This window comes from Clostridium putrefaciens, assembly GCF_900461105.1.
Classification (GTDB): Bacteria; Bacillota; Clostridia; order Clostridiales; family Clostridiaceae; genus Clostridium_L; species Clostridium_L putrefaciens.
This window is the reverse complement of the sequence record NZ_UFWZ01000001.1, coordinates 2,134,782-2,160,103: the sequence shown is the minus strand read 5'-3', so window position 1 is coordinate 2,160,103 and position 25,322 is coordinate 2,134,782. Positions and strand designations below refer to the sequence as shown.

Annotated in this window: 21 protein-coding genes, 2 pseudogenes and 1 riboswitch; all 23 genes and pseudogenes read left to right on the top strand. The window is 31.2% G+C overall.

Annotated features, from left to right (window positions below; all coding sequences use genetic code 11):
- Positions 1–308: 308 nt before the first annotated feature.
- The gene (locus DY168_RS09570; RefSeq protein WP_115641575.1) at positions 309–914 is read left to right on the top strand and encodes an anthranilate synthase component II; all 606 of its coding nucleotides are present in this window, start codon (positions 309–311) and stop codon (positions 912–914) included.
- Positions 898–2,247 carry an aminodeoxychorismate synthase component I gene (gene pabB, locus DY168_RS09565; protein WP_115641574.1) on the top strand — a complete coding sequence of 450 codons (1,350 nt, stop codon included), beginning with the start codon at positions 898–900 and terminating at the stop codon, positions 2,245–2,247. The genes DY168_RS09570 and pabB overlap by 17 nt, the downstream gene beginning before the upstream one ends.
- Before the next feature lie 15 nt (positions 2,248–2,262).
- Complete coding sequence (locus DY168_RS09560) at positions 2,263–3,018, top strand: aminotransferase class IV (protein ID WP_115641573.1); 756 nt, start codon at positions 2,263–2,265, stop codon at positions 3,016–3,018.
- A gap of 75 nt (positions 3,019–3,093) precedes the next feature.
- Entirely contained in the window at positions 3,094–3,483 is a 390-nt protein-coding gene (locus tag DY168_RS09555) for a hypothetical protein (protein ID WP_115641572.1), read from the top strand.
- Positions 3,484–3,588: 105 nt separating this feature from the next.
- Positions 3,589–4,809, top strand: coding sequence for a glycoside hydrolase family 3 protein (locus DY168_RS09550; RefSeq protein ID WP_115641571.1), 1,221 nt, complete (start codon positions 3,589–3,591; stop codon positions 4,807–4,809).
- 142 nt (positions 4,810–4,951) lie between these two features.
- A complete protein-coding gene (locus DY168_RS09545; protein ID WP_278286352.1) occupies positions 4,952–5,446 on the top strand; it encodes a catalase in 495 nt (164 codons plus the stop codon).
- Positions 5,447–5,510: 64 nt separating this feature from the next.
- Positions 5,511–5,660, top strand: a pseudogene (locus DY168_RS15340) (NADH-dependent alcohol dehydrogenase); the annotation flags it as partial.
- A gap of 195 nt (positions 5,661–5,855) precedes the next feature.
- Positions 5,856–6,059: riboswitch (cobalamin riboswitch) on the top strand.
- A 168-nt stretch (positions 6,060–6,227) separates the two neighbouring features.
- Positions 6,228–8,432 carry an Ig-like domain-containing protein gene (locus DY168_RS09540; protein ID WP_172556315.1) on the top strand — a complete coding sequence of 735 codons (2,205 nt, stop codon included), beginning with the start codon at positions 6,228–6,230 and terminating at the stop codon, positions 8,430–8,432.
- 1 nt (position 8,433) lies between these two features.
- Complete coding sequence (srtB, locus tag DY168_RS09535) at positions 8,434–9,180, top strand: class B sortase (RefSeq protein WP_172556314.1); 747 nt, start codon at positions 8,434–8,436, stop codon at positions 9,178–9,180.
- A gap of 62 nt (positions 9,181–9,242) precedes the next feature.
- Complete coding sequence (locus tag DY168_RS09530; RefSeq protein WP_115641567.1) at positions 9,243–11,810, top strand: hypothetical protein; 2,568 nt, start codon at positions 9,243–9,245, stop codon at positions 11,808–11,810.
- A 72-nt stretch (positions 11,811–11,882) separates the two neighbouring features.
- A complete protein-coding gene (locus DY168_RS09525) occupies positions 11,883–12,239 on the top strand; it encodes a hypothetical protein (protein ID WP_115641566.1) in 357 nt (118 codons plus the stop codon).
- A gap of 20 nt (positions 12,240–12,259) precedes the next feature.
- Positions 12,260–12,805 (top strand): DUF4430 domain-containing protein, encoded by a 546-nt coding sequence (locus DY168_RS09520; protein WP_242984100.1) that lies wholly within the window; start codon positions 12,260–12,262, stop codon positions 12,803–12,805.
- A gap of 12 nt (positions 12,806–12,817) precedes the next feature.
- On the top strand, positions 12,818–13,705 hold the full coding sequence (locus DY168_RS09515) for an energy-coupling factor transporter transmembrane component T (RefSeq protein WP_115641565.1): 888 nt from the start codon (positions 12,818–12,820) through the stop codon (positions 13,703–13,705).
- Entirely contained in the window at positions 13,678–15,363 is a 1,686-nt protein-coding gene (locus DY168_RS09510; RefSeq protein WP_115641564.1) for an ABC transporter ATP-binding protein, read from the top strand. Before DY168_RS09515 ends, DY168_RS09510 begins: the two co-directional genes overlap by 28 nt.
- Entirely contained in the window at positions 15,330–16,058 is a 729-nt protein-coding gene (locus DY168_RS09505) for an ECF transporter S component (RefSeq protein WP_115641563.1), read from the top strand. The genes DY168_RS09510 and DY168_RS09505 overlap by 34 nt, the downstream gene beginning before the upstream one ends.
- A 299-nt stretch (positions 16,059–16,357) precedes the next feature.
- A complete protein-coding gene (locus DY168_RS15165) occupies positions 16,358–16,489 on the top strand; it encodes a hypothetical protein (protein WP_278286351.1) in 132 nt (43 codons plus the stop codon).
- A gap of 12 nt (positions 16,490–16,501) precedes the next feature.
- Positions 16,502–16,819 (top strand): annotated as a pseudogene (locus tag DY168_RS09500) (peroxiredoxin family protein); the annotation flags it as partial.
- 236 nt (positions 16,820–17,055) lie between these two features.
- Positions 17,056–18,669, top strand: coding sequence for an ATP-binding cassette domain-containing protein (locus DY168_RS09495; protein ID WP_115641561.1), 1,614 nt, complete (start codon positions 17,056–17,058; stop codon positions 18,667–18,669).
- A 181-nt stretch (positions 18,670–18,850) separates the two neighbouring features.
- Positions 18,851–19,630, top strand: coding sequence for a threonine/serine exporter family protein (locus DY168_RS09490; RefSeq protein ID WP_115641560.1), 780 nt, complete (start codon positions 18,851–18,853; stop codon positions 19,628–19,630).
- Positions 19,627–20,073: a threonine/serine exporter family protein gene (locus DY168_RS09485; protein ID WP_115641559.1), complete on the top strand. Its 447-nt coding sequence runs from the start codon at positions 19,627–19,629 to the stop codon at positions 20,071–20,073. The genes DY168_RS09490 and DY168_RS09485 overlap by 4 nt, the downstream gene beginning before the upstream one ends.
- Positions 20,074–20,621: 548 nt before the next feature.
- Positions 20,622–21,788 carry a tryptophan synthase subunit beta gene (trpB, locus tag DY168_RS09480; protein WP_115641558.1) on the top strand — a complete coding sequence of 389 codons (1,167 nt, stop codon included), beginning with the start codon at positions 20,622–20,624 and terminating at the stop codon, positions 21,786–21,788.
- Between the two features lie 530 nt (positions 21,789–22,318).
- Positions 22,319–23,581: a YeeE/YedE family protein gene (locus DY168_RS09475; protein ID WP_115641557.1), complete on the top strand. Its 1,263-nt coding sequence runs from the start codon at positions 22,319–22,321 to the stop codon at positions 23,579–23,581.
- A gap of 32 nt (positions 23,582–23,613) precedes the next feature.
- Complete coding sequence (locus DY168_RS09470) at positions 23,614–25,311, top strand: FAD-dependent oxidoreductase (RefSeq protein WP_115641556.1); 1,698 nt, start codon at positions 23,614–23,616, stop codon at positions 25,309–25,311.
- Positions 25,312–25,322 lie beyond the last annotated feature (11 nt).

Here is a 25,322-nt window from a genome sequence, read left to right as displayed (position 1 = left end):
ATACATGTTTTTATTATTATTAATGATGTATTAGGAGTTTGACTTATAAAGAATATGAGATGTATAATAATGTAAACGGTGTTATTATTGCTAAATAAGATCTGGTGGAATGAATATCCTCATTACTACGCTTAAAGTACACATTTTTGTTTAAATAATGGATTTATAAGAGTTGAAAATTATTTTAATATAAATTTATATTAAGTAGGAATTATTAGTTAGCATAATGTTTTAGTTTTGAGTGTTAAAATGTAATTACCAGGTATAAAAGCAGAATAATTAATCTTAATAGTAAGGAGTGATAATTTATGTTTCTTATAATGGATAACTATGATTCATTTGTATATAACTTAGTAAGATATTTAGAAGAACTAAAGGAAGATGTCAAGGTTTATAAAAATGATAAATTAACATTAGAAGATGTGGAAAAAATGCAACCACAAGGAATTATAATTTCTCCAGGTCCTAAGTCACCTGAACAGTCAGGTGTTTGTGTAGATATAATTAAAAGGTTTAGTGGTAAGATTCCTATTTTAGGAATATGTCTTGGACATCAAAGTATTGGATATGCATTTGGAGCTAACATTATAAAGGGTAAAGAACCCATACATGGGAAGGTATTCGAAGTACACCATAAGAATATAGGTATATTTAAAGAAATTAAAAATCCGGTGAGGGTTACAAGATATCATTCATTAGTAATAGAGAAGGAAACACTTCCACAATGTCTTATTATAACTTGTGAAACGACTGATGGAGTTATAATGGGAGTTAGACATAAAGAATACCTTGTTGAAGGAGTACAATTTCATCCGGAAGCAGAACTAACAGAATGTGGGCATAAAATGCTTAAGAACTTCTTAGAAGAAGCAAAAAGGGCTAATAAGGGGGAGTTATATGGAGTTTTTAATTGAAGAAATAAAAACAGAATTGGATGCTTTTGATATTTACTCAGTATTTAAAGACGATAAAACAGTGACGATTTTAGATAGTGGTATGGGGGATGAAAACTTAGGTAGATACTCTTTTATAGGATTAAACTCTTTTGCTACCTTTAAGTATGAAAATAATATTTGTTTTATAAATAAAAAAAGATTTAATGGTGAGCCTTTTGAAGAACTTAGCAAGTTGATTAATAGATATAGAATTGAAAATAATACAGGGCTTCCATATGTAGTTGGAGCTATGGGGTACCTTTCTTATGATATAGTAAGAACTATAGAAGACATTCCTGGTATGAATGTAGAAGAAATGAAAGTGCCTGATTGTTATTTTTATTTTTATGATAATGCAGTAATTGTAGATAATATAAAAAAGAAAACGTATATTACCTCTTTAGGAATATTGAAGTCAAAACAAGATAGTGTTAATCAATTAAAAGAAATCATATTAAAGGGTCATAAAATTGAATATAAAGAACTAAATGAGAGCTATACGAAGTTTATATCAAACTTTGGTAAAGATGAGTATATGGATACGGTAGAAAGGGTTAGGCAGTATATAAGGAATGGTGATATTTATATTACTAATCTAACCCAAAGGTTCTGTTGTGAAACAAAAAAGGAACCTTACGATATATATAAGGACTTAAGACATATAAATCCTGCTCCATTTGCTGCATTTATGAATATTGAAGATTTTAGTTTGGTATCTTCTTCACCGGAGAGGTTTTTAAAGATAATGAATAATATTGTACAAACAAGACCTATTAAGGGAACAAGACCAAGAGGGAAAGATGAAGAGGAAGACTTTAAAAATAGACAAGAACTTATAGATAGCCAAAAAGATAAGTCGGAGTTATTAATGATTGTAGATTTGGAGAGAAATGATTTAAGTAAAGTGTGTAAACCTTATTCTGTAAAGGTAACAGAGCTTTTTAAGTTAGAGGAGTATAGTACAGTATTTCACTTAGTATCTACCATTATGGGGGAATTAAAAGATAAATATACATCAATGGATTGCATAAAAGAATGTTTTCCAGGTGGATCTATAACAGGGGCACCAAAAGTAAGGTCTATGGAAATAATTGAGGAATTGGAGAATACTAAAAGAAATATTTATACAGGATGTATAGGATACTTAGGGTTTGATGGTAATGTAGATTTAAGTATAGTTATAAGAACTATACTTATGAAAGATGGAAAGGCTTATCTAGGTGTGGGTGGAGGAGTTACCTGGGAATCAAAAAAAGAAGAGGAATATGATGAAACATTAGATAAAGCGAGGGCTTTAATGAAAGTACTATAAAGGGGTTTTTCAGTTATGATACTTTTAAATGGTAATAGAGTAGAAGATGAAAAGGTTATTTTAGATAGTGGTCTTTATTTTGGGAGAGGACTTTTTGAAACTATGATTGTATGCAATGCACCACTTTTTCTTGAGGATCATTTAGATAGGATAAATAATGGGCTTTTTATTATAGGAATATATAAACAAATTACTAAAAATGAAGTTTTGGAGGCTGTGAAGAAGCTTCAGTGCAATAATTGTGTTTTAAAACTAGTAGTTACAGAGAATAATACATTATTCACTAGTAGAAAAAACGATTATACTAAGGAACGTTATAAGAATGGTTTTAAAGTTAAAATAAGTTGCGTTAAGAGAAATGAATTTTCTCAAATTACATACTTAAAATCTTTAAATTATTTAGAAATCACATTAGAACATGAAAAATGTATTAATGAGGGATATAACGAGGTGTTGTTTTTTAACACAGAGGGTAACTTAGCTGAGGGGAGTATATCCAATGTTTTTTTTGTAAAGAATAAAAAAATATATACTCCATCTACAGAATGTGGATTACTTGAGGGTATTGTAAGAAAATTTATAATCAATAATTTTGATGTTGTTGAAGGTAAGTTCAGAAGGTCTGATTTAATGTCGGCAGATAGTGTTTTTTTAACTAATAGCATTATGGGAGTAATGAAAGTCTCTAATATTTACAAAACAAGTTTTAATGAATGTAGTATTATTAATAATATAAAGGAAGCTTATCAAGAACAATTGAAGAAATATTAAACATGAATATTATAATAAAGGTAGGAAGTTATGGGACATAAAGTGAGACGCCACCTTTAGAAATGGGGAGATATATTGAATAAAAACTTACTTGTTAACTTTAGTAAAATTCTTTTTGGATTATTTGCAATTTCCACTATAGCCATGTTATTTATTGTATATAAGAATATTAGTCATCCATTAATAATAAGGTTTGGAATGTGTTATTTATATCTAACGTTTTTTATACTGATATTTACGCCTATAATGGTTATAATTAAGATTAGAAAATTAAAATGGGCAGAAATAAAACATAGATTAATTAAATTTATACTAATATTTATTTTATTTGGAATTTCTAACTACATACTTGATCATTTCTTTAAATCTGGAAATATAGATTTAACTAAAAATTTAACTATAGCTTTTGCTACTTCATTTGGAATATCTTTTTTAGATCTTTTATTCTTAAGTAAGAAATGTTAGATTATGTCCCCACAAAGGGGCAGGGACTTGTGAAAATGTAAATAAGAGATTTTGTTTATTTGGAGTGCATTTTTTACATTTTAACTTTTAAAGGAGACTTAGAATATGAAAAGGTTCATTTATGGATTACTTGTTTTAACGTTATTAATGCTTTCGGGGTGTAGTATTAATGAGGATTCATCTTCTAATGATTCATCGATCTTACCACAAGTTGACGCAGGGGAGGATCACTCATCATCTATAGCACAAACAGAATCTAAGGCAGAAAAGTTACTTCAGAGTATGACACTTGAAGAAAAGATCGGGCAGCTTTTCATTATACGACCTGATGATTTGGAGCTTAATTTAACATCTAAACAAATCAATGATTCAACAAACAATGGAGCGGTAGAACTTGACACAAATATGAAAGAAACTCTTAAGAAATACCCTATAGGCGGTGTTGCATTATTTAGTAAAAACATTTTAAATCCTACGCAGTTAACTACATTTATTTCGGATATGCAAAAGCAAAGTGCTATTCCATTGTTTGTAGGTATTGATGAAGAAGGTGGAACTGTATCACGAATTGCAAAGTCACCAAAATTTGATGTGCCTAAATTTGAAAGTATGCAAAAGATTGGAGAAACCAAAAATAGTGGAAAGGCAAAAGATGTTGGATTCACTATAGGCTCATACCTAAAATCATATGGATTTAATTTAGATTTTGCGCCAGTTGCTGATATTAACACAAAGCCTAAAAACATAGTAATAGGAAATCGTTCTTTTGGGAATGATCCTGATTTAGTTTCTAAAATGGTATTTGCAGAAATTGTAGGACTGCATGAAGCGGGAATTATGAGTTGTGTCAAACATTTCCCCGGACATGGAGATACAAAAGGTGATACACACACAGGTGAGGTGTACATTGAAAAAACCTGGGAGGAATTAAAGAAATGTGAATTAGTGCCCTTTATAAATTCTATTGATACAACGGATATGGTTATGATTTCTCATATAACCGCACCGAACATAACCGGAGATAAGCTTCCAGCTTCATTATCAAACGAGATTATTGAAGGAAAGCTTCGTAAAGAACTTGGCTATAAAGGTGTAGTTATTTCAGATGCAATGGAGATGGACGCTATTACTAAGAAATATTCATCGAAGGAAAGTGCAATAAATACAATCTTAGCAGGTATTGATATTATCTTGATGCCTGAAGATTTTGTGGAATCTTATAATGGTATTTATGATGCAATAAAAAATGGTACAATTAGTGAAGCAAGAATTGATGAGAGCGTGTTGAGAATTTTAAATCTAAAGGAGTTATATGACCTTTTATAATGACTATATTATGAAAGGTGAATCGCCAGCACCTCTAACCATGAAGTAAGAGGTAACATAAGGCATCATATATCTTAGAATAGACCATAAACCCAAAGGACTAGGGCCACAGCCAGGTAAAGATAATTCTTCTAAAATATAAGTGTCCTTTCCATTTTTACCTGTAGGGAAGATGGTTTTAAATCGTAATCCAGAAAATTATGCTGAGCAAGTAGAAAAACTGGCATTTGCACCAGCAAATTTGGTTGAAGGACTAGAATTTTCTGATGATAAAATGCTTCAAGGAAGAGCTTTTGTTTATTCAGATGCACAGCGCCATAGATTAGGACCAGATTTTCGTAATATACCAATTAATAAACAACAAAACTTCTCACCAAAATCTATGGTATCTAGTGGGAATGGAAGATATGTGGCTGGTGAAATTATGCGGTCTGAAATAGAAGAACCAGATGATTTTACACAAGCAGGAGAGAAATATGAATCTCTTTCAACCCTTGGGAAAAAGAACTTAGTAGAGAATATTGTATCTGGTCTTGTACATGCAAAAGGTGAGACACAAAACATTGTCTTAAGGCATTTGCAGATGGCATCACCAGCACTTGCAAAGAGGGTATGGAATGGTATAAAGACCTTTTAATTACATTTAAGTTTTATAAAAGTACTAAATAAAAGCATTTCATTAGAAAGAATACTTTGTATCATTAGGAATACCTTCTTCATTAAGAGAAGTTGGAATTGAAGAAAAAAGCTTAGAAAAAATGGCAAAGCAAGCTACTGTACGTGGAAAGCTTGGAGATTTCAAGGTTTTAGAAGCGCAAGATGTGCTTAATATATATAGGGCTTCATTATAATAAGGAGTGTTTTAAATTAAGCGTTTATTTGATGTGTAAAATGCAAAGATCTTTAAGAAGACTATTATATATTTAATAGAAATAAGAAAAGGGAATAACAACAATTCCATTTGTAGTTAATATTATGGCTCCTAGGGAAAATAATTCAAAATGTATTGCATTATGGGTATTAAACATATATAATACAATTGAAATTGAATAATTCCTGTATAAGGTTGTATATTAAAAGTACATTAAAAGGGAATATGGTAAAAGCCATAACAGCCCTCGCTACTGTAAGAAAGACGAAAGCTTATTAAAGAACATAGTTTAATGTTCTTAGTCACTGGTTAAACTGGGAAGACTTAAGCGAGTAGAATGATTTCAAGTCAGGAGACCTGCCTTATATTGTTACCTAAGCAATATCGGAGGGATCTTGACTTGGTTATTTTTAGTTAGAGTAATAAGTATTTTAAAATGAGCTTATTATTTAAATTAATATATTAATAATCTGATTTAAGAGAGAACCGATTTTCGGTTCTCTTTTTATTTTATAATATAAAAATTATAGGGGGAATGAAATTGAATATGAAAAATATTAAGACAAAAAAGATTTTTGCTATGTTATTGTCACTATTTATAGTGATGATGTCGCTTCCTATATCAGCTTTTGCTGATGTAGTAGGAGAAATTTCATTAGAAACAACACTTACTGATGGAATCACACTTAAAGGTAGTAAGAAAACATTCGATGTTATAGCAAGACTAGAGGGGGAAAAAGTATCAAGTGAAGTTACCCTTAATGGGGAAGAGGTAAAATATAATTGGGATGATAACAATAAGACAAGCTACACCCTTAACTTCAAAGAAGAAGGTAAAAACACTGTTGTTGTAAAAGCCTACTCTAGAGATAAGGTAGCAACTAAGAGTTATAGCATTGTGTATGAAAAGGCATCTAAAGGTGATTTAATTGGACATGCTACATGGACAGTAGAAGCATTAACTATTGGTAGAGGGTTTATAGTTGAACCTACACAGTTTCCTATATATGAAGGGGAAAATGCTGCGCAGTCATTGGATCGTATCCTAACTGAGAAGGGCTATTCCTATAATCGTACTGGAAAATTAGGAGCTAGTTTTTATTTGTCCATTATAGGAGATGGAGGAAAACTTAAATATGGATGTAAAGATAAAGATAAGATGCAAACTTTAAATGCGCCTATAGATATTAAAGAAAAGGTTCCACAGAAACTTAAAGAGGTTTTAGAAAGAGAAAATAATTGGCCCACAGAGGATTTAGATGATGCTTCCTGCTTAGGAGAATTTGACTACACCTTTATGTCGGGATGGATGTATGCTGTAAATAACATATTCCCAAATGTAGGATTCGCAGATTCTTATTTAGGGGATGGAGACGTTGTTAGAGTTCAATTCACTTTATTTGGATATGGTGGAGATATCGGTGGTAGTTATGCCATGGGTGGTCAAAGCACAGACTACTATGAAGTAGCAAATAAAGATAAATTGATGGCATTACTTTCTTCAATAAACTCATCAAAAGACAAGGATAAGATATTAGATAAGTCATGGATAAAGAAAGCTTATGATGAAGCTATGAAGGTCGCTATACAATTAGATGAAACACAAATAACAGTAGATGAAGTTTACTCAAAGTTAAATTTCGCCTTAGAAAGAATTCCTTTGACTAGTATATATTTAGATAAGACATCTGTTACATTAGATAAGAATACTGAAGAAACATTAGTAGTTGGTTACAATGAACAGAATACTACTGATAACAAAACAGTAGAGTGGACAACTTCTGATGAAACAGTGGCAACAGTAGAAAATGGTAAAGTAACTACTTTAAAAGAAGGGAAAGCAATTATCACAGCAAGAGTTGGAACTTTAACTGCTACTTGTGAGATTATTGTTCCGGAGTTTAGCATTAAACCTATAAGAGATGAAGATAAAGCTACTGGTGTAAATATAGAAGCACCTGCAAATATTCTACCAGTAGATACAAAGCTTATTGTAATACCTATAACAGAGTCAAGTGTAAAGGTATTCAAAGGGATTGAAACATCGCTAAAGGATATATCAGGAAAATTTAGTGCTTTTGATATTCATTTAGAAAGTGAAGGGGTAAAGGTTCAACCTAAGGGCAATGTTAAGGTAATACTACCTATACCTACAGGATATGATCACAGTAAAATACTTATATATAGAATATTAGAAGATGGCACATTTAAAGATATGCAAGCAATTATTACCGATGATAGTGTATCTTTTGAAACAAATCATTTTAGTGTATACGTTATTTCAGAAAAAAGAGTGATGGTTGAAAGCCCAGTAGAACCAGTAGAACCTATGGATCCTAAAGAACCTATTAAGGAAGGAGATAAGGAAGAAACTCCAATAAGCAAGGAGGATATACCTGTTAGTAAAGAAGAAACGCCTGTAAGTAAGGAAGATATACCTGTTAGTAAAGAAGAAATGCCTATAAGTAAAGGAAATATACCTGATATCAAGGAAAAAACATCTATAAATGAAGAAGATACTACTGTTAGTGGGGAAGAGATATCTAATGATATATTAAAAACTTCTTCTGATAATGAAGATATATCTAATGAGGTTAATACAACAAAGGTGTCTAAGCAGCTTGATGGTAAAGCCTCACCTAAAACAGGTGATAATTCTCCTATAATTTTCATAACACTATTATTTTTTGTATCTTTCGCCATATTGGTAGCACTTGTTTATTCAAAGAAGAAAGGAGAGGGCATTAAATAAAGTGTGTAGTATAGCAAGAAAGGTATTATTTTCAATATGTCTAATAATATTTATTTTCTCAGGAATAGGTCTTATTTATATGAAATATCAATCATACAACAATAAAAGTTTAAATAAGAACGTATTAAATAAGATTTCACAAGTAGTGGAAGAGCAGACAAGAGATATAAATGAGAATGATACAAATATTATGGAAATGTTACTTGATATAAATAGTGATATAAAAGGGGTTATAAAGATTGATAATACTAAAATCAATTATCCTGTAGTTCAATGTGAAAATAATAAGTTTTATATTAATCATGATATAAAAAAAGAAAAAAGTAAGTATGGGACTATTTTTATTGATTATAGGAATGAATTAGAACCTAATAGACTACAAGGTCAGAATATAATTTTATATGGACATAATATGAAAGATGAGAGTATGTTTTCAGATTTAAAAGTTTTCAGGAATAAAGAATTTAATTATGATAATTCAATAATATATTTAGATATGTTTTATAAAAGATATAGATTTGAGATCTTTTCTGTGTTTCTTGTAAATGAGGATTTTAATTATAGAAAAACTTATTTTGAAGATGATCAAGAACTAAATTATTATTTAAAAGGGATTGAAGATTCATCATTATATTTTAAAGATATTGAATTGAACTGTAAAGATACAATACTTACTTTATCTACCTGCGAATATGATTGGGAAAATGCTAGGCTGGTAGTTCAAGGAAAATTGATTGAAGAATACTAAAAGTTTGGTAACGGAAGTATTTTGTATTTTTACAACAATAAAGTGAATAGGAAGTGTATATTGTGAAAATTAAGGAAAAGTTATTAAGTATTATGCTTATAATGTGTATATTAATTGGAATGCCTACTACTGTTTTTGCAAAGGAAACAAAAGCTAATTCTATTTCCAATGAGAAACTTGAAGAGACTATTGGAGGCATAATAAATTGGGCAAAGCAAGGAGAGGATAAGTTATTAAATCCTGAATTCTTACAAATGGTAGGAACTACACCGGGGGACTGGTTCCCTATAGGTATGGGGAGATATGGATATAAGGATGACTATGGTGCATATCTTTCTGCTATAGAAAAAAATGTTACTGAAAGATATAAAGAAAGTGGTAATTTACATCCTGTTAAGGCAACAGAATGGCATAGAATTTCTTTAGCAGTACTTGCTATGGGTGGAGACCCTACAAAAATGGGCGTGGATGCAAAGGGTAATCCTATTAATTTAATTGCAGATGGTAGTTACAACTGCATCGCAAGAAGAGGTGTTAAGGGACAGGGTATAAATGGAGCTATTTGGTCGCTTATTTCAATGGATACATTAAGATATGATGTGCCAGAAGGAGCTAAATTTACAAGGGAACATATTATAAAATTAGTACTTGAAGAGCAGCTAGCAGATGGTGGATTTGCATTGACTGGGAATATAGCAGACCCTGACATTACAGGTATGGCGGTACAAGCATTAGCATCATATTATGATAGTGATAAGGTATACACATATAAATCTAAAAAGATTAAGAATGATCAAGGAAGTTATATAGAGTGTAGTAAAACTATAAAACAAGTTATAGATGAATCTTTAGATTTAATGGGAACAAAGCAAAATGCTGATGGAGATTATTTTAGTTGGGGAACTGAAAATGTAGAAAGTACAGTTCAAATGCTTGTAGCATTAAGTTCTATCGGAATTGATTGTGAGAAGGACCAAAGATTTATAAAGGACGGTAAAACTTTAATTGATGGAATAATGAAATATAGAAATCCTAAGGATGGAGGGTTCTTACATTCATTCACTTATGATCCTCAAAACCCATCATCTAGACCAGATGCATCTAATAGTATGGCAACAGAACAAACACTTTATGGATTGGTATCCTATTTCCGTGTAAGAAATAATATGAGAAGCTTATATGATTTTAGACCAGAAACAAACCAGAATGAATTTATTATAAAGGGTAATGATAATAACTACAATATAGCTTTCAATAAAGATCAGCTATCATATTCGCTTGAACTACCAGTTGAAGTTGAAAAATTTAGCTTTATAAATATACCAATGGGTGCTTATGATATAAGCAATGTAAAATTAAATTCTGAAATAAAGGCTGTAGATGGAGAAAAGGTACAAGTTGAAATAAAAAACAGACAAAACGAGACAAAAAATTATGAGATTAGTATTAAGATAACAGGCGAAGCCAAAGTAAATGATGTAATAAATGCTATTAATAATCTTTCAGAAGTAATTGCATTAGAGGATGAGGAAAAAATTAAAGAAGTAAATGAAAAATATAATAGTTTAATGGAAAGTGATAAGAAAAAGGTAACAAATATTGAAAAGTTAAATAGTGCAAATCAAAAGCTTAAGCAACTTAAAGAGGAACTAGGAAATGAGACCTTCCATAAACAAAGAGTAATTTTAGATAAGATTAATAAATTACCAAAGGATATAAGTCTTGATGACAAGAAATTGGTTTCACAGCTTACAATTGATTTAATCGCTCTAGAAGATTTCCAAGAGAAGAAAGTCAATATTGAAAAGTTAAATGTAATAATGAAGAAAATAGAGGTAATCGAGGCCAAAGTAAATAAACTTGATGATAGAATTTTTAAAGAGATACAGCCTATGAATATAACGCTAAAGAATAAAGCTGTTATTCTAGATTTATTAGATGAATATGAAAAGCTTGACGAAAAGGATAGAAAGTATGTTGAAAATTATAAGGATGTTTTATTTGCACAAAAGGTAATTTATGAGCTTGAAACTAATAATATTTTATTAAGTGATGTATTTCAAAATATAATAGGTACTGATGAAATTTATACTTTTGAAGGTAAAACTTCAGATGGGAAAAACTACACAGTAACATTTAAGGGTTTAGATATTACTGATCCAACTATTGATTTTAACACACTGATTTCAGTTACATCTAAAAATGATGAAACTATTAAAGATATTGCAAAAGATGCTGTTATTTTAAATTTTTCTCATGAAGGAAAGTTACCAGGGAAGGCAAACATTAATATTGAGGTTGATTTAGAAGACGGTAAGTATTTCCTATACTATTTCAATGAAGAAACAAATAAGCCTGTGTTAATTAGCGAAATAGATGTGAAAGATGGAAGAGCAATATTTGAAATTGACCATTGTTCGGATTATTTTATTAGTCAAGATCCAAGGCTAGAAAGTAGTGTTGATGAAGCATCAAATACTATAGATTTAGAATCTAAAGAAGTAAAGTCTGAAAAAGGTGAAGCACCTAAGACAGGAGATAACTCAAACGTTATACTTCTTTCCCTATTATTTGTTTGTAGTGGTGGATTGATATTTATCCTAAAGAAGAAATCTATACTCAAGATATAAAAGTAATTTTAAGAAGGGGTGTTTTCATATTTGTGGAGACACCTCTAATATATAGAAAGGTGGATATAAGTAATGAAAAAAAATATAAAATCAATATTTATCATTCTGTTGATTATAGCTACAGTACTTACAGGATGTAAAATAGAAAGGCCTGATGATGTTGCAGAAGATACAACATGCTCTACAAATATTGGAATAGTACTAAATGATGGTGCATTATCAGAGGATACAAGTGATGTAAAAAGCGAAGATGAAGAAGATAAAGAAGAAGCTGATGAGTCAAATGAAGTTGATGAAGATAAAATTGAGGAAAATGAAAGCAATGTAGCTGAAGGTGAAACTAATAAAGAGAAGGCACCTAAAGATAATAAAGACAAAGATTCCAATAAGGTAGCTAATAAAATAAAAGATGACATAAAAAACCTGTAAAAGAAAAATCAAAAGAAGAATTGCTAGTAGAGGCTAATAAGCATAGAGAAAGTGGGACTAAGGACCAATATCTAACAGATCCTACCCCAGAAGGAATGCCAAAACCAAAGGAATGGCAAAATTCAAAAATAGATAAGTCTAAGGTTAAATATTGTACGCTTTCTGTAGATTGTTTGACAATCTTAGATAATATGAAAGACTTCAATAATGATAAGATGGCTGTATTACCTAAGGATGGGATAATATATAAAGATCGTAGAGTAATGTTTTATGAAGGTGAATCTGTATTTAATATGCTTAATAGAGAAATGAAAAAAAACAGAATACACATGGAATTTACTATGACACCAATTTATAATAGCAACTATATAGAGGGAATTCATAATTTATATGAATTTGATTGTGGAAGATATAGTGGATGGATGTATAAGGTTAATGGTTGGTATCCAAATTACGGATGTAGCAGATATGTATTAAAAGATGGTGATGTTGTAAATTGGAGGTATACCTGTGATTTAGGTAGAGATGTGGGCTGTACTTGGATGGGAGAAACTTTAGACGATTAAGGAGGAAAACTAATGAGAGATTCATTTTCAACTTATCATCCTATAATAAACTTCTTTTACTTCATAGGAGTTATTGGATTTAGTATGTTTTTTATGCATCCAATATTTCTAGTGATATCACTTATATGCAGTATGATATACTCAACATATTTAAATAAAAGAAAGGCGCTAAAGTTTAATATTGTATATATGATTCCTTTATTAATAATATTGATGTTAATAAATCCAGCATTTAACCACTATGGGGTTACCATTTTGCTTTATGTAAATGATAATCCAGTTACATTAGAATCCATTGTCTATGGGGTAGCATCAGCAACTATGTATATATCCGTTATTATATGGTTTTCTTGCTATAATTCCATAATGACATCGGATAAGTTTATGTACGTCTTTGGTAAAGTAATACCTGCACTGTCATTAATAATATCTATGTCTCTTAGATTTGTTCCAAAGTTTAAAGCTCAAATAAAGGTGATTTCTAATGGACAAAAGTGTATTGGAAGAGATGCTACTCAGGGAAATATCATTAAAAGAGCAAAAAATGGACTAAAAATATTATCTATTATGATAACGTGGGCCTTAGAAAACTCTATTGAAACAGCAGATTCTATGAAATCTCGTGGCTATGGATTAAAGGGAAGAACAAGTTTTTCTAACTTTCGTTTTGGTACTAGAGATAAAGTTGTCTTTAGTATAACCTCAGGATTATCATTGATTGTATTAATAGGAGCTTTCTTGGGTGAGAATAATATTAAATATAACCCACAAATTATTTATAAGGAGATTTCAATTTTTAGTATAGTTGTGTATGTATCTTATTTCTTACTTTTAATTTTGCCGGTTATATTAAATACAATGGAGGATATAAAATGGAACTATATAGAATTACAGGCTTAACATTTGCATATCCAGAATGTGAAAAACACGCTTTACAAAACATTAACTTAGAAATAGGTCAAGGTGAATTTGTTACTATTTGTGGGAAGTCAGGTTGTGGTAAAAGTACATTGCTTAGACATTTAAAGACTGTGCTAACACCACATGGTGAACGTAATGGAGAGATTTTATTCAAGGACACTGTTCTTGAAAAGGTTGACTTAAGAACACAATCATCAGAAATAGGGTATGTTTTGCAAAGTCCTGACAATCAAATTGTTACAGATAAGGTTTGGCATGAACTTGCTTTTGGACTTGAAAGCTTAGGCTTTGACAACACTACTATTCGTTTAAGAGTGGCTGAAATGGCAAGTTTTTTTGGAATCCAAGGTTGGTTTATGAAAAATGTTACAGAACTATCAGGAGGACAAAAACAACTACTTAATCTTGCAGCTATAATGGCAATGCAGCCATCGGTACTTATTTTAGATGAACCAACTTCACAGCTTGACCCAATAGCAGCAACTGAATTTTTAGATACCGTTAGAAAGATTAATCAAGAGATAGGTACCACAATTATAATAACAGAACATAGATTAGAAGAAGTATTCCCAATGTCTGATAGGGTCATAGTGTTGGATAATGGTGAAATAATAGAAAATGACACACCAAGAAGTGTTGGAAGGAAACTAAAACAAAGTAATCATGATATGTTTGTTTCAATGCCAAGTCCAATGCAAATATATGCAGGTGTAGATTCTGATCTGCCATGTCCGTTAACAGTTAGAGAAGGTAGGGGGTTTTTAGACAAGCTATTAGTTCATAAAGACATTGATGAAATAGCTTGTGATATAAGTTGTGAGCCTAAGGAGTCAGATGTAATTCTTAGTCTTAAAGAAATCTGGTTTAAGTATGAAAAGAATTCAAGTGACATTGTTAAGGACTTATCTCTTGAAGTTAAAAAGGGTACAATTCATTCCATTGTTGGTGGAAATGGTACAGGGAAAACAACAACATTAAATATAATAACTGGTATAAACAAACCATATAGAGGGAAGGTTAATATAAATGGTAAGGAAATTGGAAAGTACTCTAATAAGGAACTTTTTAATTCTAATTTAGGAGTGTTGCCACAGAACCCTCAATCTCTATTTATGGAAAAGACAGTAGAACTTGATTTGTTAGAAATTTTAAGCGGTGAAAAGATTTCGAAGGAAGAAAAGAAGGAAAAAGTAAAGGCTATGTCAGAGCTTCTAGAAATAAGTTATGTTTTACACATGCATCCATATGATTTAAGTGGTGGAGAACAACAAAGAGCGGCTATGGCAAAGGTACTTTTGTTGAATCCTAAAATTTTATTGCTTGATGAGCCTACTAAAGGAATGGATAATTGTTTCAAAAATAAGCTTGGAGAGATATTGAGAAAACTTACATCAAAAGGTGTAACTATTTTAATCGTGTCTCACGATATAGAATTTTGTGCTAAATATGCAGATATGTGCTCTTTATTTTTTGATGGAAATGTTGTTACAAGTGGAACACCAAAGAAGTTTTTCAGTGGAAATAGCTTTTATACTACATCAGCTAATAGAATGTCTAGGCATATATTTAAAAATGCAATAGTAAATGAGGATGTGATAAAATCATGCAATCAAACACTGGAAAAGGTAACTCTTTAAGTAAACGTACCATAGTAGCTTCATTTATGATTCTAATTGTAATACCAATAACTATGGCATTTGGTATTATAGTATTAAATGATAGGAAGGAGTATTTTATTAGCTTACTTATAATCCTTTATACAATGGTTCCTTTTTTCATGATATTCGAGAAAAGAAAACCACAACCTAGAGAGCTAGTAACAATCTCTGTACTATGTGGAATAGGTGTGGCAGGAAGAGCAGCATTTTTTATGTTACCACAATTTAAACCAGTTGTAGCCGTTGTAATAATTTCTGGAGTATGCTTTGGAGCAGAAAGTGGATTTTTAGTCGGCGCAGTTACAGGTTTTGTATCAAACTTTTTCTTTGGACAAGGCCCTTGGACTCCTTGGCAAATGTTTTGTTTTGGAATAATTGGGTTTTTGGCAGGGATTTTATTCAAGAAGGGGATGCTACCTAAAAAAAGGGGCGCCTTATGTATATATGGTGGTATTGCAACCTTTGTAATATATGGTGGCATAATAAATATCGGAGCTTTAGTTATGTTTACAGGAAAACTAAATTGGAAGGCACTTAAAGCTACATATATATCAGGAATTCCTTTTGATTTAGTACATGCCATTGCAACTATATTTTTTCTCTTTATTTTGGCGAATCCAATGATTGAAAAGTTAGATAGAATAAAAAAGAAATATGGACTTGTTGAACCTTAATATTAAGTATTTAATTTTAAGCAGGAGAGTATAGAGAATCTTACTTATAATAAACTTTAGAAAGATGGTAAGTTTGTTTCTTTTAACTAGATTTATAGTCCGCAAAATTAAAAGAGTATTTCATTAGTGTAAAATTTTTTGATATAACATGTGAACCAGAATTAAAATTACCAGAGAATATGGAGTATGTATTCTCTTGGACTAGAGAATAAAACACTATTTTTTATTAAAAAGTTAAATAATTTATAGAACTTTAGTTAATTTAAATGTATATTAAGATAAAGTGAGGAGATGGCAAAATGGCTAGTATGGAATTAAATAAAGAAGCACCAGAATTTGAAATTTATGATTTTAAAGGAAATAAGATCAAGATTTCTAATTTTAGAAAAATGAAAAATGTATTGGTTGTATTTAATAGAGGTTTTGCTTGACCTTTTTGCAAAAAGCATATGATGCAGTTGCATCAAGATTACAATGAGTTTATAAAAAGAGACACTGAAATAGTTGTACTAGGACCTGAAAATGCAAAGGCTTTTAAAGCATACTTTGAACAAAATGGTCTTCAATTTTATGGTATTCCAGATGAAAAGCATTCTGTGCTAGACCTATATGAGCAGAAAGTAAACCTACTTAAGCTAGGGAGGATGCCTGCACAGATGGTAATAGATAAAAATGGGATACTAAGATATGTACACTACGGAAACTCTATGAAGGACATTCCTGAAAATGTGGAAATACTTCAGCTTATAGATACATTGTAAACACTTATATATCCAGGATCTTCTTTTTATAAAAAACAAAGGGTGCGTTTTATACTAACTATAAAAGTTAGTATTTAGCGCACCCTTTTAGTATACTTATTTGAAATAATAACATTATAAAATGTAGAATTTTATGAAATTATGTCGCAATATTCTAAAAAATATTTCTGGATTATACCTCGAATAAATGCCATAATTAAGGTAGCTTGCAAAACGTGGAATGAAGGAGGGGTTATATGAAAAAGATTTATTTTAAGCATAAAGGTTTTGCAGTATTAATCATAGCACTTTTAGTTATAGGAAATATTATTCTTGTAGTTAATTCCTTTATGAACTTAAATATGACGGATGCTATTATTAATCAAGATATAGATAATTTCTATAGATATCTTGTAATCGTTTTGGGAATAATGATTTTAAAATCTATTCAGGGATACATATATGGATTGTATGAATCAAAAATGGTTAAAGCTATTGGCATAGATTTAAGAGCTGATATTGCGAAAAAGTTTATGGAATATGATTATGAAGAATATAATTCAAAAGATAGTGGGATGTATGTGGCTTGGTTAACTCAGGACGTAGATTATGTATTGAATAATGGAGTAAAACCTTTTTATATGATGCTTAATCAGATAATTTCAGTGATAGCATCGCTTATTGGAGCCACAATGATTCATTGGTCATTTATTATTATTTTTCCAGTAAGCTTACTAGTAACCATGATTACTCCTAAATACCTAGCACCTCGTATGCAAAATGTAGCAGAGGATTATAGCCATGAGAGTGGTATCTTTACTAGTAAAATTAAGAATATCATGTTAGGATTTGGAGTGTTTTTATCAGAAAACTGTATAGATAAAATGAATATACAAATTGCTAAGTCTACCACAAACTTAGAGGATAGTCGATATAAATACAATAAAGTTATTTACTCCTCTAATGCAATTATTAACACAGTAGCCATATTGTCACAGATGATTTATATTATTGCCACAGGGGTATTGGTTGTTAAGGGAATAATAACTCCAGGTTCTGTGGTGGGGCTTATGAGTCTTGCTTCACTTTTTTTTGGAAACGCACAGATGGCGGTAAGTCAAAAGATGCTTATAGATTCTGCACTTCCAGTATATAATAAGATTACATCTATGAATAATTCTAAAGTGTTAGAAGGATCTATAGAAGCTAAAGAGATTAAAGAGATTAAAGAATTAAATATGAAAGTTGAAATAAAAGATCTTCATTATTCCTATTCTGATGGTAAAGAATTCTTTTCAGGATTAAATTTAACCTTTTATTCGGGAAAAAAATATGCTATTGTTGGGAAAAGTGGAGTAGGAAAGACAACATTAATTAAAATCTTAGCAGGAATTTTAAAAGGATACGGTGGATTAGTCTATTATGATGAGGTAGAACTTGGTAATATAGAGCAAAAGAGTCTTCGAAATCTTGTTGGATTCATTGATCAGAATACTTATATCCTAAACGAAAGTATCCGTTATAATATTACATTAGGTGAGGAATTTAGTGACGAAGTTTTAAATGATGTACTTGTAAAGAGTGTTCTTTTGGATTTTATATTAGGACAACCAGGTGGAATTGATTATCAAATTACTGAGAATGGTAAAAACCTTTCTGGAGGACAAAAACAACGTATTGCTATTGCAAGAGCACTTATTCGAAATAAAAAGCTTTTGTTTATAGATGAGGGGACATCTGGCCTTGATTTTGAAACTAGAAATGCTATTGAAAATAAGGTTCTGGAAGATCCAAAACTCACAGTAATTATGATAACTCATCAATTAACAGAGGAGACAAAAAAGAATCTAGATGAAGTTATATCTTTATGATTGAATACTAAACTACCTCAAAAGAGGCACTAAATAGTTGATTTCACTAGGTTAATCACGCTAATTTTCATTGACCATTTCAGAAATCTCATGGTACAATTTAACTAATGAAAAGGATTTTTATAATAACATTATATGTGTACATGTATAAGGTTTGATAAAAATATATAGTGAGGTTTATATGGATAAAGTGATATATGAAGAGGAAATTTTGGAATTAGCTCTTGACCTTGGAGAAATAATGCTGGCATGTGGTGCTGAAATAAGAAGGGTTGAGGATTCTATTACAAGAATTTGTAATGCATATCAGTTGGAAAATGTAAAAGTGTTTGCAATCACCTCATTAATTATAGCTTCGGCAAAATGTAATGATGGAAGAGTAGCAACGCAGATAAGAAGAGTAAAAATATATGGAACAAATCTTTCTAAAATTGAAGATGCTAATGCTTTGTCTAGATATATTTGTAAAAACAAGATTTCTACAGATGAAATCAGGAAGGAACTTTTAAAAATTAAATCTCCAAAAAAACAAAATAAGTATATACAATGGGATCTTTGCATAGGATATCTTTGTGCAGCAGGAGGATTTACGGTTTTCTTTGGTGGAAATGGGTGGGATGCCGTTGCTTCTTGTATTATTGCATTTTTAATGTTTCTTTTTGATACATTTATAAAAAAACCAGATGTTAATCGTATTGTGTATACAGTATTTGTATCTATTGTGATGGGTATTATTGCAATACTCTTTGTTAAGATAGGAATTGGTGTACATGTAGATAAGATTATGATTGGAGATATTATGCTCTTAATTCCTGCACTAGTATTAGTTAATTCTTTGAGAGCTATATTTTTGGGAGACACTATTGCAGGTATGATACAGCTGACAGAAGCTATTCTTATAGCTCTTTCCATTGCAGGTGGATTTGCAATTGCGCTAGTTACTTTAGGAGGGATTTTATGACGCAATCAGAAGTAGTACAAATTATATCAGCTATAATAGGAACTATAGGATTTGGGTTATATTTTCGTGTAAAAAAGAAGAGATTATTGGTTGCTACAGTTGGTGGTTTCATTGCCTGGGTTGTGTATCTTTTATGTTACCATTATACATATAACATTTTTATTTGCAATATGATTTCAGCTATTGTTGTAAGCATATATTCAGAGGTTATAGCACGGATTTTGAAAGCACCTTCCACGGTTTTTATGTTGCCATCTCTTGTGCCATTATTACCAGGGGGAGCCTTGTATTACACAATGAGTGGAGTCGTACAAGGAAATATAGGCATGATAGGTGAATATGGATTACAGACTATCAAGACAACATTTGGAATTGCCTTTGGTGTACTCGTATCCACAGTGTTTATTTACCGACCTAAAAATAATAGAACCACTTCATATTGATAACATTTAAAGAATGAAAAAGGTCGAATGAAAACTATTGACAAAAATATATTTGTATATTATGATTATGAAAACATAGTTAGTAAATTCATTGATTGGGAAAAGTAAGCAGTTCTTAAAGGTTTAGAGAGTCGGGGATGGTGGAATCCTGATACGGAAAGGTTGTTGAATGGTTCCATGAGAAGCGGTGTTAAATCTTAGGAGAGTACCACTAGCCGAGTGTCTTACGTTATAAAGACGGGGTATCGAGATATTAGTATTTCCGTACCTTAAGAGTGAGATAGGAAACTATCTATATTAGGTGGCAAAGAGATTATAACATTTCGTCCTAGATTAGGATTGAAATGTTTTTTTGTTATAAATGTAGATTACTATCTAAACAAGGTGGCAACACGGAATGTTAAGCATTTCGTCCTTAGATTAAGGATGAGGTGCTTTTTTTGTACTTTAAAAAAGGGGTATTAGAGTATGTATCCAGATTATGAAGAATTCAATATCAATTCTAGGTCTATAAAACAATTAATAGAAAAAATAAGGGGATGATTTATATGAATGCAAAGTTTGGACAATTCGGAGGACAATTTGCAGCTGAAATTCTAATGAATCCATTGATTGAACTAGAAAAGGCGTTTACTCAGATAAAAGAAGATGAAGATTTCAAAAAGGAATATATGTATTATTGTAATGAGTATTCAGGGAGACCCACTCCATTATATTATGCTGAAAATCTAACTAAAAAGCTAGGTGGGGGTAAGATTTATTTAAAGAGAGAGGATTTAAATCATACGGGCGCTCATAAGATAAACAATGTAATAGGCCAAGTCCTTCTTGCAAGGAAAATGGGTAAAAAGAAGGTAATTGCAGAAACCGGTGCAGGACAGCATGGCCTTGCCACAGCTACTATTTGTGCCATGTTCGATATTCCCTGTGAAGTATTTATGGGTGAAGAAGATATAGAAAGACAAGGCTTAAATGTTTTAAAGATGAAGATGCTAGGGGCTAAAGTAAACTCTGTAACATCTGGTACAAAAACCTTGAAGGACGCTACCAATGAGGCTATTACACATTGGGCTGCTAATATAGAAGATACCTTTTATGTAATTGGATCTGTAGTAGGACCTCATCCTTATCCTACAATGGTAAGAGATTTTCAACGAATCATAGGTGATGAAGTAAAAAAACAAATTATAGAAAAGGAAGGAAAGCTACCTGATTATTTAATAGCGTGTGTAGGTGGAGGTAGTAATGCTATGGGTTTATTTTATCCGTTTATTGAAGATAACGTAGCTATGTATGGAGTTGAAGCCGGAGGCCTTGGAATTGACACAGAATATCATGCGGCTAGTATTTCTAAAGGCAGCTTAGGAATTATACATGGGATGATGACTTATTTACTTCAAGACGATAAGGGTGAGGTAAAGCCAGTTTACTCCATATCAGCAGGTCTTGATTATCCTGGAATTGGACCAGAACATGCTTATTTCCATTCTATTAATAGAATTAAATATGTAGCTATAAACGATGATGAAGCTATAGAAGCTTTTCAATACTTGACTAAGGTAGAAGGAATTATACCTGCATTAGAAAGTGCTCATGCCATAGCTTATTTAATGAAATTTGCTAAAGAAACAAAAAAGGATGATATTATTGTATTGAATTTATCTGGAAGAGGAGATAAGGATATGGATACATTATCTAATATACTAGGGGAATAAAAAAGTGGACAGTAATTTATAACAACTAATGGAGAGTCAATTGATTCAAATGCAACTGAATGTAAACACTGTGGGCAAGACGTAGTTCGTAAACCACAAGAATACAAAGAATATCAAGAAAAACAGGGAGATATACCTTATAAGTTTTAAGAAGTAGAAAACTAGTGAAAGAATTTAAAATAAAAGGTTATTTCAGTCATTTTTAAGTTATATATAGACTAGATTTTTAATTTAACAAAACATTGTAAGAAAGAGCTAATTGAAGTGAAGTAAATCCACTTTGACAGGCTTTTTTTTGTTTGCAAAAAAAAAGAATAACTATGACAATAATATTTTATTGGAATTTTAAGTGGTGTTACATAATAGTATTTAATGTTTATTAAGAAATGTTACGTGTTACCGATTACATAAGTAAAAGAGTAAAAAATTAACGTTAAGTTTTTGTAGAATTTGTGATATAATTGTCGAAACGGTTAATTAATTAACAAATCGGGATTCAAAATCCATTATATAATAAAGGAGAGAAAATTATGAAAAAACATGAACAAATTTTCGGTGGTGTAGTAATTTTATTAGTATTATACTTAGGTGGAATACTTTTAAAAACAGACTTGCTATTTTTTAGACTTTTAGTTGGTGTAGGGTTTGGGTACACTTTATCTAGAGCATATACAGGATTTGCTGGAAGCATAAATCGCGCATTTAATACAGGGTCAACAAAATTAATGAGGACTCTTATGTTTCTATTTTTTATATCCGCCTTACTTAGTACTTCATTCTTATTTAAGGCAGACCCTACTACCTATGATCTTTGGATTAATCCTATTAATCTTGGATTGCTTGTGGGGGGATTATTATTTGGATTTGGTATGGCATTTTCATCTTGCTGCGCTTCAGGAGTGCTTACAGATTTAATTACAGCTTTACCAAGAGCTTCTATCACATTGGTGTTTTTTGGACTGGGTGTATTTCTTGGATTTCCTATACAAAACACTTCAGATTGGGTATCAAAATCTTGGTTTTCAACACCAGTAGGTGAAAAGTTAGCAGGTGGTGTGTTCCTTCCTGATTTATTTAAATGGGATGGACTTGAAGGATATTTAGGTGCATTAATATTAACAGCTTTATTTTGTGGAGTTGTTGTATTTTTAGCATATTGCTATGAAAAAGGTCGTAATAACAAAAACACATATACTGGTCATTTTATGGAAAGAATACAAGATAATAAGGAAGTATTAGATACAAAAAACTATAAGTTATTAAGTAAGGAAACTTATAATAGGCTATTTGTAAAGCCATGGACTTTAGTTCAAGGCGCTGTAGTAATAAGCATATTGTTCACTTTACTTATGGGTGTTACTAAAGGCGGCTGGGGAGCATCTACTCCTTATGGAATTTGGTTTGGTAAATTTTTGATGATATTTGGAGTTTCACCAGAGTCACTTCAGTCCTTTACAAAGATACCTGCAAAGGCATATATGCAGCCATTCTTTCAGAATGCTGTTTCAGTACAAAACTTTGGTATCCTTATAGGAACAATTATTTATTTATTAACTTCTGGTAAGTTTATCAAGTCCTTTATGTCTGAGATGAATATTACAGTAAAGGATTCATTACTATATGCACTAGGTGGAATTACCATGGGATTAGGCACTAGATTTGCTAATGGATGTAACGTTGGAGCATTATATACACCTATCGCAAACTTTTCACTTTCAGGCTGGGTATTCTTAATTTTTATGACTTTAGGTGGTATTGCAGGAAATATGTTTGCTAAAAGGTTGTCTAGATAGTAGTAAGTTAACTTAAAGGAGGGCTAATTATTATGAGTAAAAGAATTTTAATCATAGGCGGAGTCGCTGGAGGTGCTTCAGTTGCGGCAAGAGCACGAAGAATTGATGAAGCAGCAGAGATAATAATGTTTGAGAAAGGACCTCATGTATCCTTTTCGAATTGCTCATTACCATTTCATTTAAGTGGTATTGTGGAAAATGGTGATGATTTAGTTTTAATGAGTCCAGAGCAGTTTAGAAATCAATATAATATTGAAGCTAGAGTTAGTAGTGAAGTTACTAAAATAAAAAAAGAAGAGAAGAAAATAGTAGTTAAAGACATGATTACAGGAAAAGAATATGAAGAGTCTTATGATAAATTGGTTTTATCTCCGGGAGCTAGACCAATATTACCAAAAACTATTGAGGGCATAACAGGACCTAATGTATTTACAGTAAGAAATGTAGTAGATATAAAGAAGCTTAAAGGTTATATTGATGAAAATAATATTGAGGATATTGCTGTTATTGGTGGTGGATTTATAGGTGTGGAAGTAGCAGAAAACCTACGATTAGCAGGTAAAAATATAAGTCTTATAGAAGCACTTGATCAAGTTATGAGTCCTTTTGATTATGATATGGCTCAGATACTCCAAAAGGAAATGATGGATAAGGGAGTTAAGCTTATATTAAGTGATGGTGTAAAGAAGATAAGTGGAGACTTTATAGAATTGCAGTCAGGTAAAAAGGTATCCGCGAAGGCTGTAGTGATGGCAATTGGTGTTAGTCCTGAAACTAGCCTTGCTAAAGAGGCAGGACTTGAAATTGGAGTAACTGGCGGAATTAAGGTTGACCATAATTATTTGACTAATGATAAAGATATTTATGCTGTGGGTGATGCTATAGAGGTATATAATAAACTAACACATAAACCTTCAAGACTTGCTTTGGCAGGACCTGCACAAAGGCAAGCTAGGGCAGCAGCAGATAATATGTATAATATTCATCATAATAACAATGGGGTAATAGGATCATCTGTAGTACAGATATTTGATTTAGGAGCTGCATCTACAGGATTGAATGAAAAGTCAGCAAAGGCAGCAGGAATCTCTTATGATTTTGTATATATAATTCCAGGAGATAAGGTTGGTTTAATGAAAAATAGTAGCCCAATGCACTTTAAATTAATTTATGAATACCCAACAGGTAGAATACTTGGTGCACAAGCTATAGGTAAAGGTAACGTAGATAAAAGAATTGATATTATAGCAACTATGATTACTATGGGCGGAACACTAGAAGATCTAAAAGAATTAGAATTATGCTATTCTCCTTTATTTGGAACAGCTAAGGATGTTGTTAATTATGCAGCTTTAGTAGCACTTAACCTATTGTATGGCAAGTTTAAACAGGTTCCAGTAACTAAGGTTAGAGAACTTGTAGAAAATGGTGAGTTTATTTTAGATGTAAGAGAAGCTCACGAATATGCAGAAGGACACATTAACAATGCATTAAATATTCCACTTAGTGAAATTAGAGGAAGACTTAATGAAATTCCAAAGGATAAGCCAGTGTATCTACATTGTCGTTCAAGTCAAAGAAGTTATAATGCAGTAATGGCACTTCAAAATCTTGGGTATAACAATGTAATAAACATATCGGGTTCTTATTTAGGGATTTGCTGCTACGAATATTATGAAGATCAAGTAACAGGAAGAGAAAAGATACTTACAGAATATAACTTTAATTAAGGATTGATTTT

Coding starts and splice junctions, on each gene's coding strand:
- pabB (WP_115641574.1), top strand. CDS start 898: ATGGAGTTTTTAATTGAAGAAATAAAAACAGAATTGGATGCTTTTGAT.
- DY168_RS15165 (WP_278286351.1), top strand. CDS start 16,358: ATGGCTAGTATGGAATTAAATAAAGAAGCACCAGAATTTGAAATTTAT.
- trpB (WP_115641558.1), top strand. CDS start 20,622: ATGAATGCAAAGTTTGGACAATTCGGAGGACAATTTGCAGCTGAAATT.
- DY168_RS09475 (WP_115641557.1), top strand. CDS start 22,319: ATGAAAAAACATGAACAAATTTTCGGTGGTGTAGTAATTTTATTAGTA.
- DY168_RS09570 (WP_115641575.1), top strand. CDS start 309: ATGTTTCTTATAATGGATAACTATGATTCATTTGTATATAACTTAGTA.
- DY168_RS09510 (WP_115641564.1), top strand. CDS start 13,678: ATGGAACTATATAGAATTACAGGCTTAACATTTGCATATCCAGAATGT.
- DY168_RS09505 (WP_115641563.1), top strand. CDS start 15,330: ATGCAATCAAACACTGGAAAAGGTAACTCTTTAAGTAAACGTACCATA.
- DY168_RS09550 (WP_115641571.1), top strand. CDS start 3,589: ATGAAAAGGTTCATTTATGGATTACTTGTTTTAACGTTATTAATGCTT.
- DY168_RS09540 (WP_172556315.1), top strand. CDS start 6,228: ATGAAAAATATTAAGACAAAAAAGATTTTTGCTATGTTATTGTCACTA.
- DY168_RS09525 (WP_115641566.1), top strand. CDS start 11,883: ATGAAAAAAAATATAAAATCAATATTTATCATTCTGTTGATTATAGCT.
- DY168_RS09485 (WP_115641559.1), top strand. CDS start 19,627: ATGACGCAATCAGAAGTAGTACAAATTATATCAGCTATAATAGGAACT.
- DY168_RS09515 (WP_115641565.1), top strand. CDS start 12,818: ATGAGAGATTCATTTTCAACTTATCATCCTATAATAAACTTCTTTTAC.
- DY168_RS09495 (WP_115641561.1), top strand. CDS start 17,056: ATGAAAAAGATTTATTTTAAGCATAAAGGTTTTGCAGTATTAATCATA.
- DY168_RS09560 (WP_115641573.1), top strand. CDS start 2,263: ATGATACTTTTAAATGGTAATAGAGTAGAAGATGAAAAGGTTATTTTA.
- DY168_RS09470 (WP_115641556.1), top strand. CDS start 23,614: ATGAGTAAAAGAATTTTAATCATAGGCGGAGTCGCTGGAGGTGCTTCA.
- DY168_RS09490 (WP_115641560.1), top strand. CDS start 18,851: ATGGATAAAGTGATATATGAAGAGGAAATTTTGGAATTAGCTCTTGAC.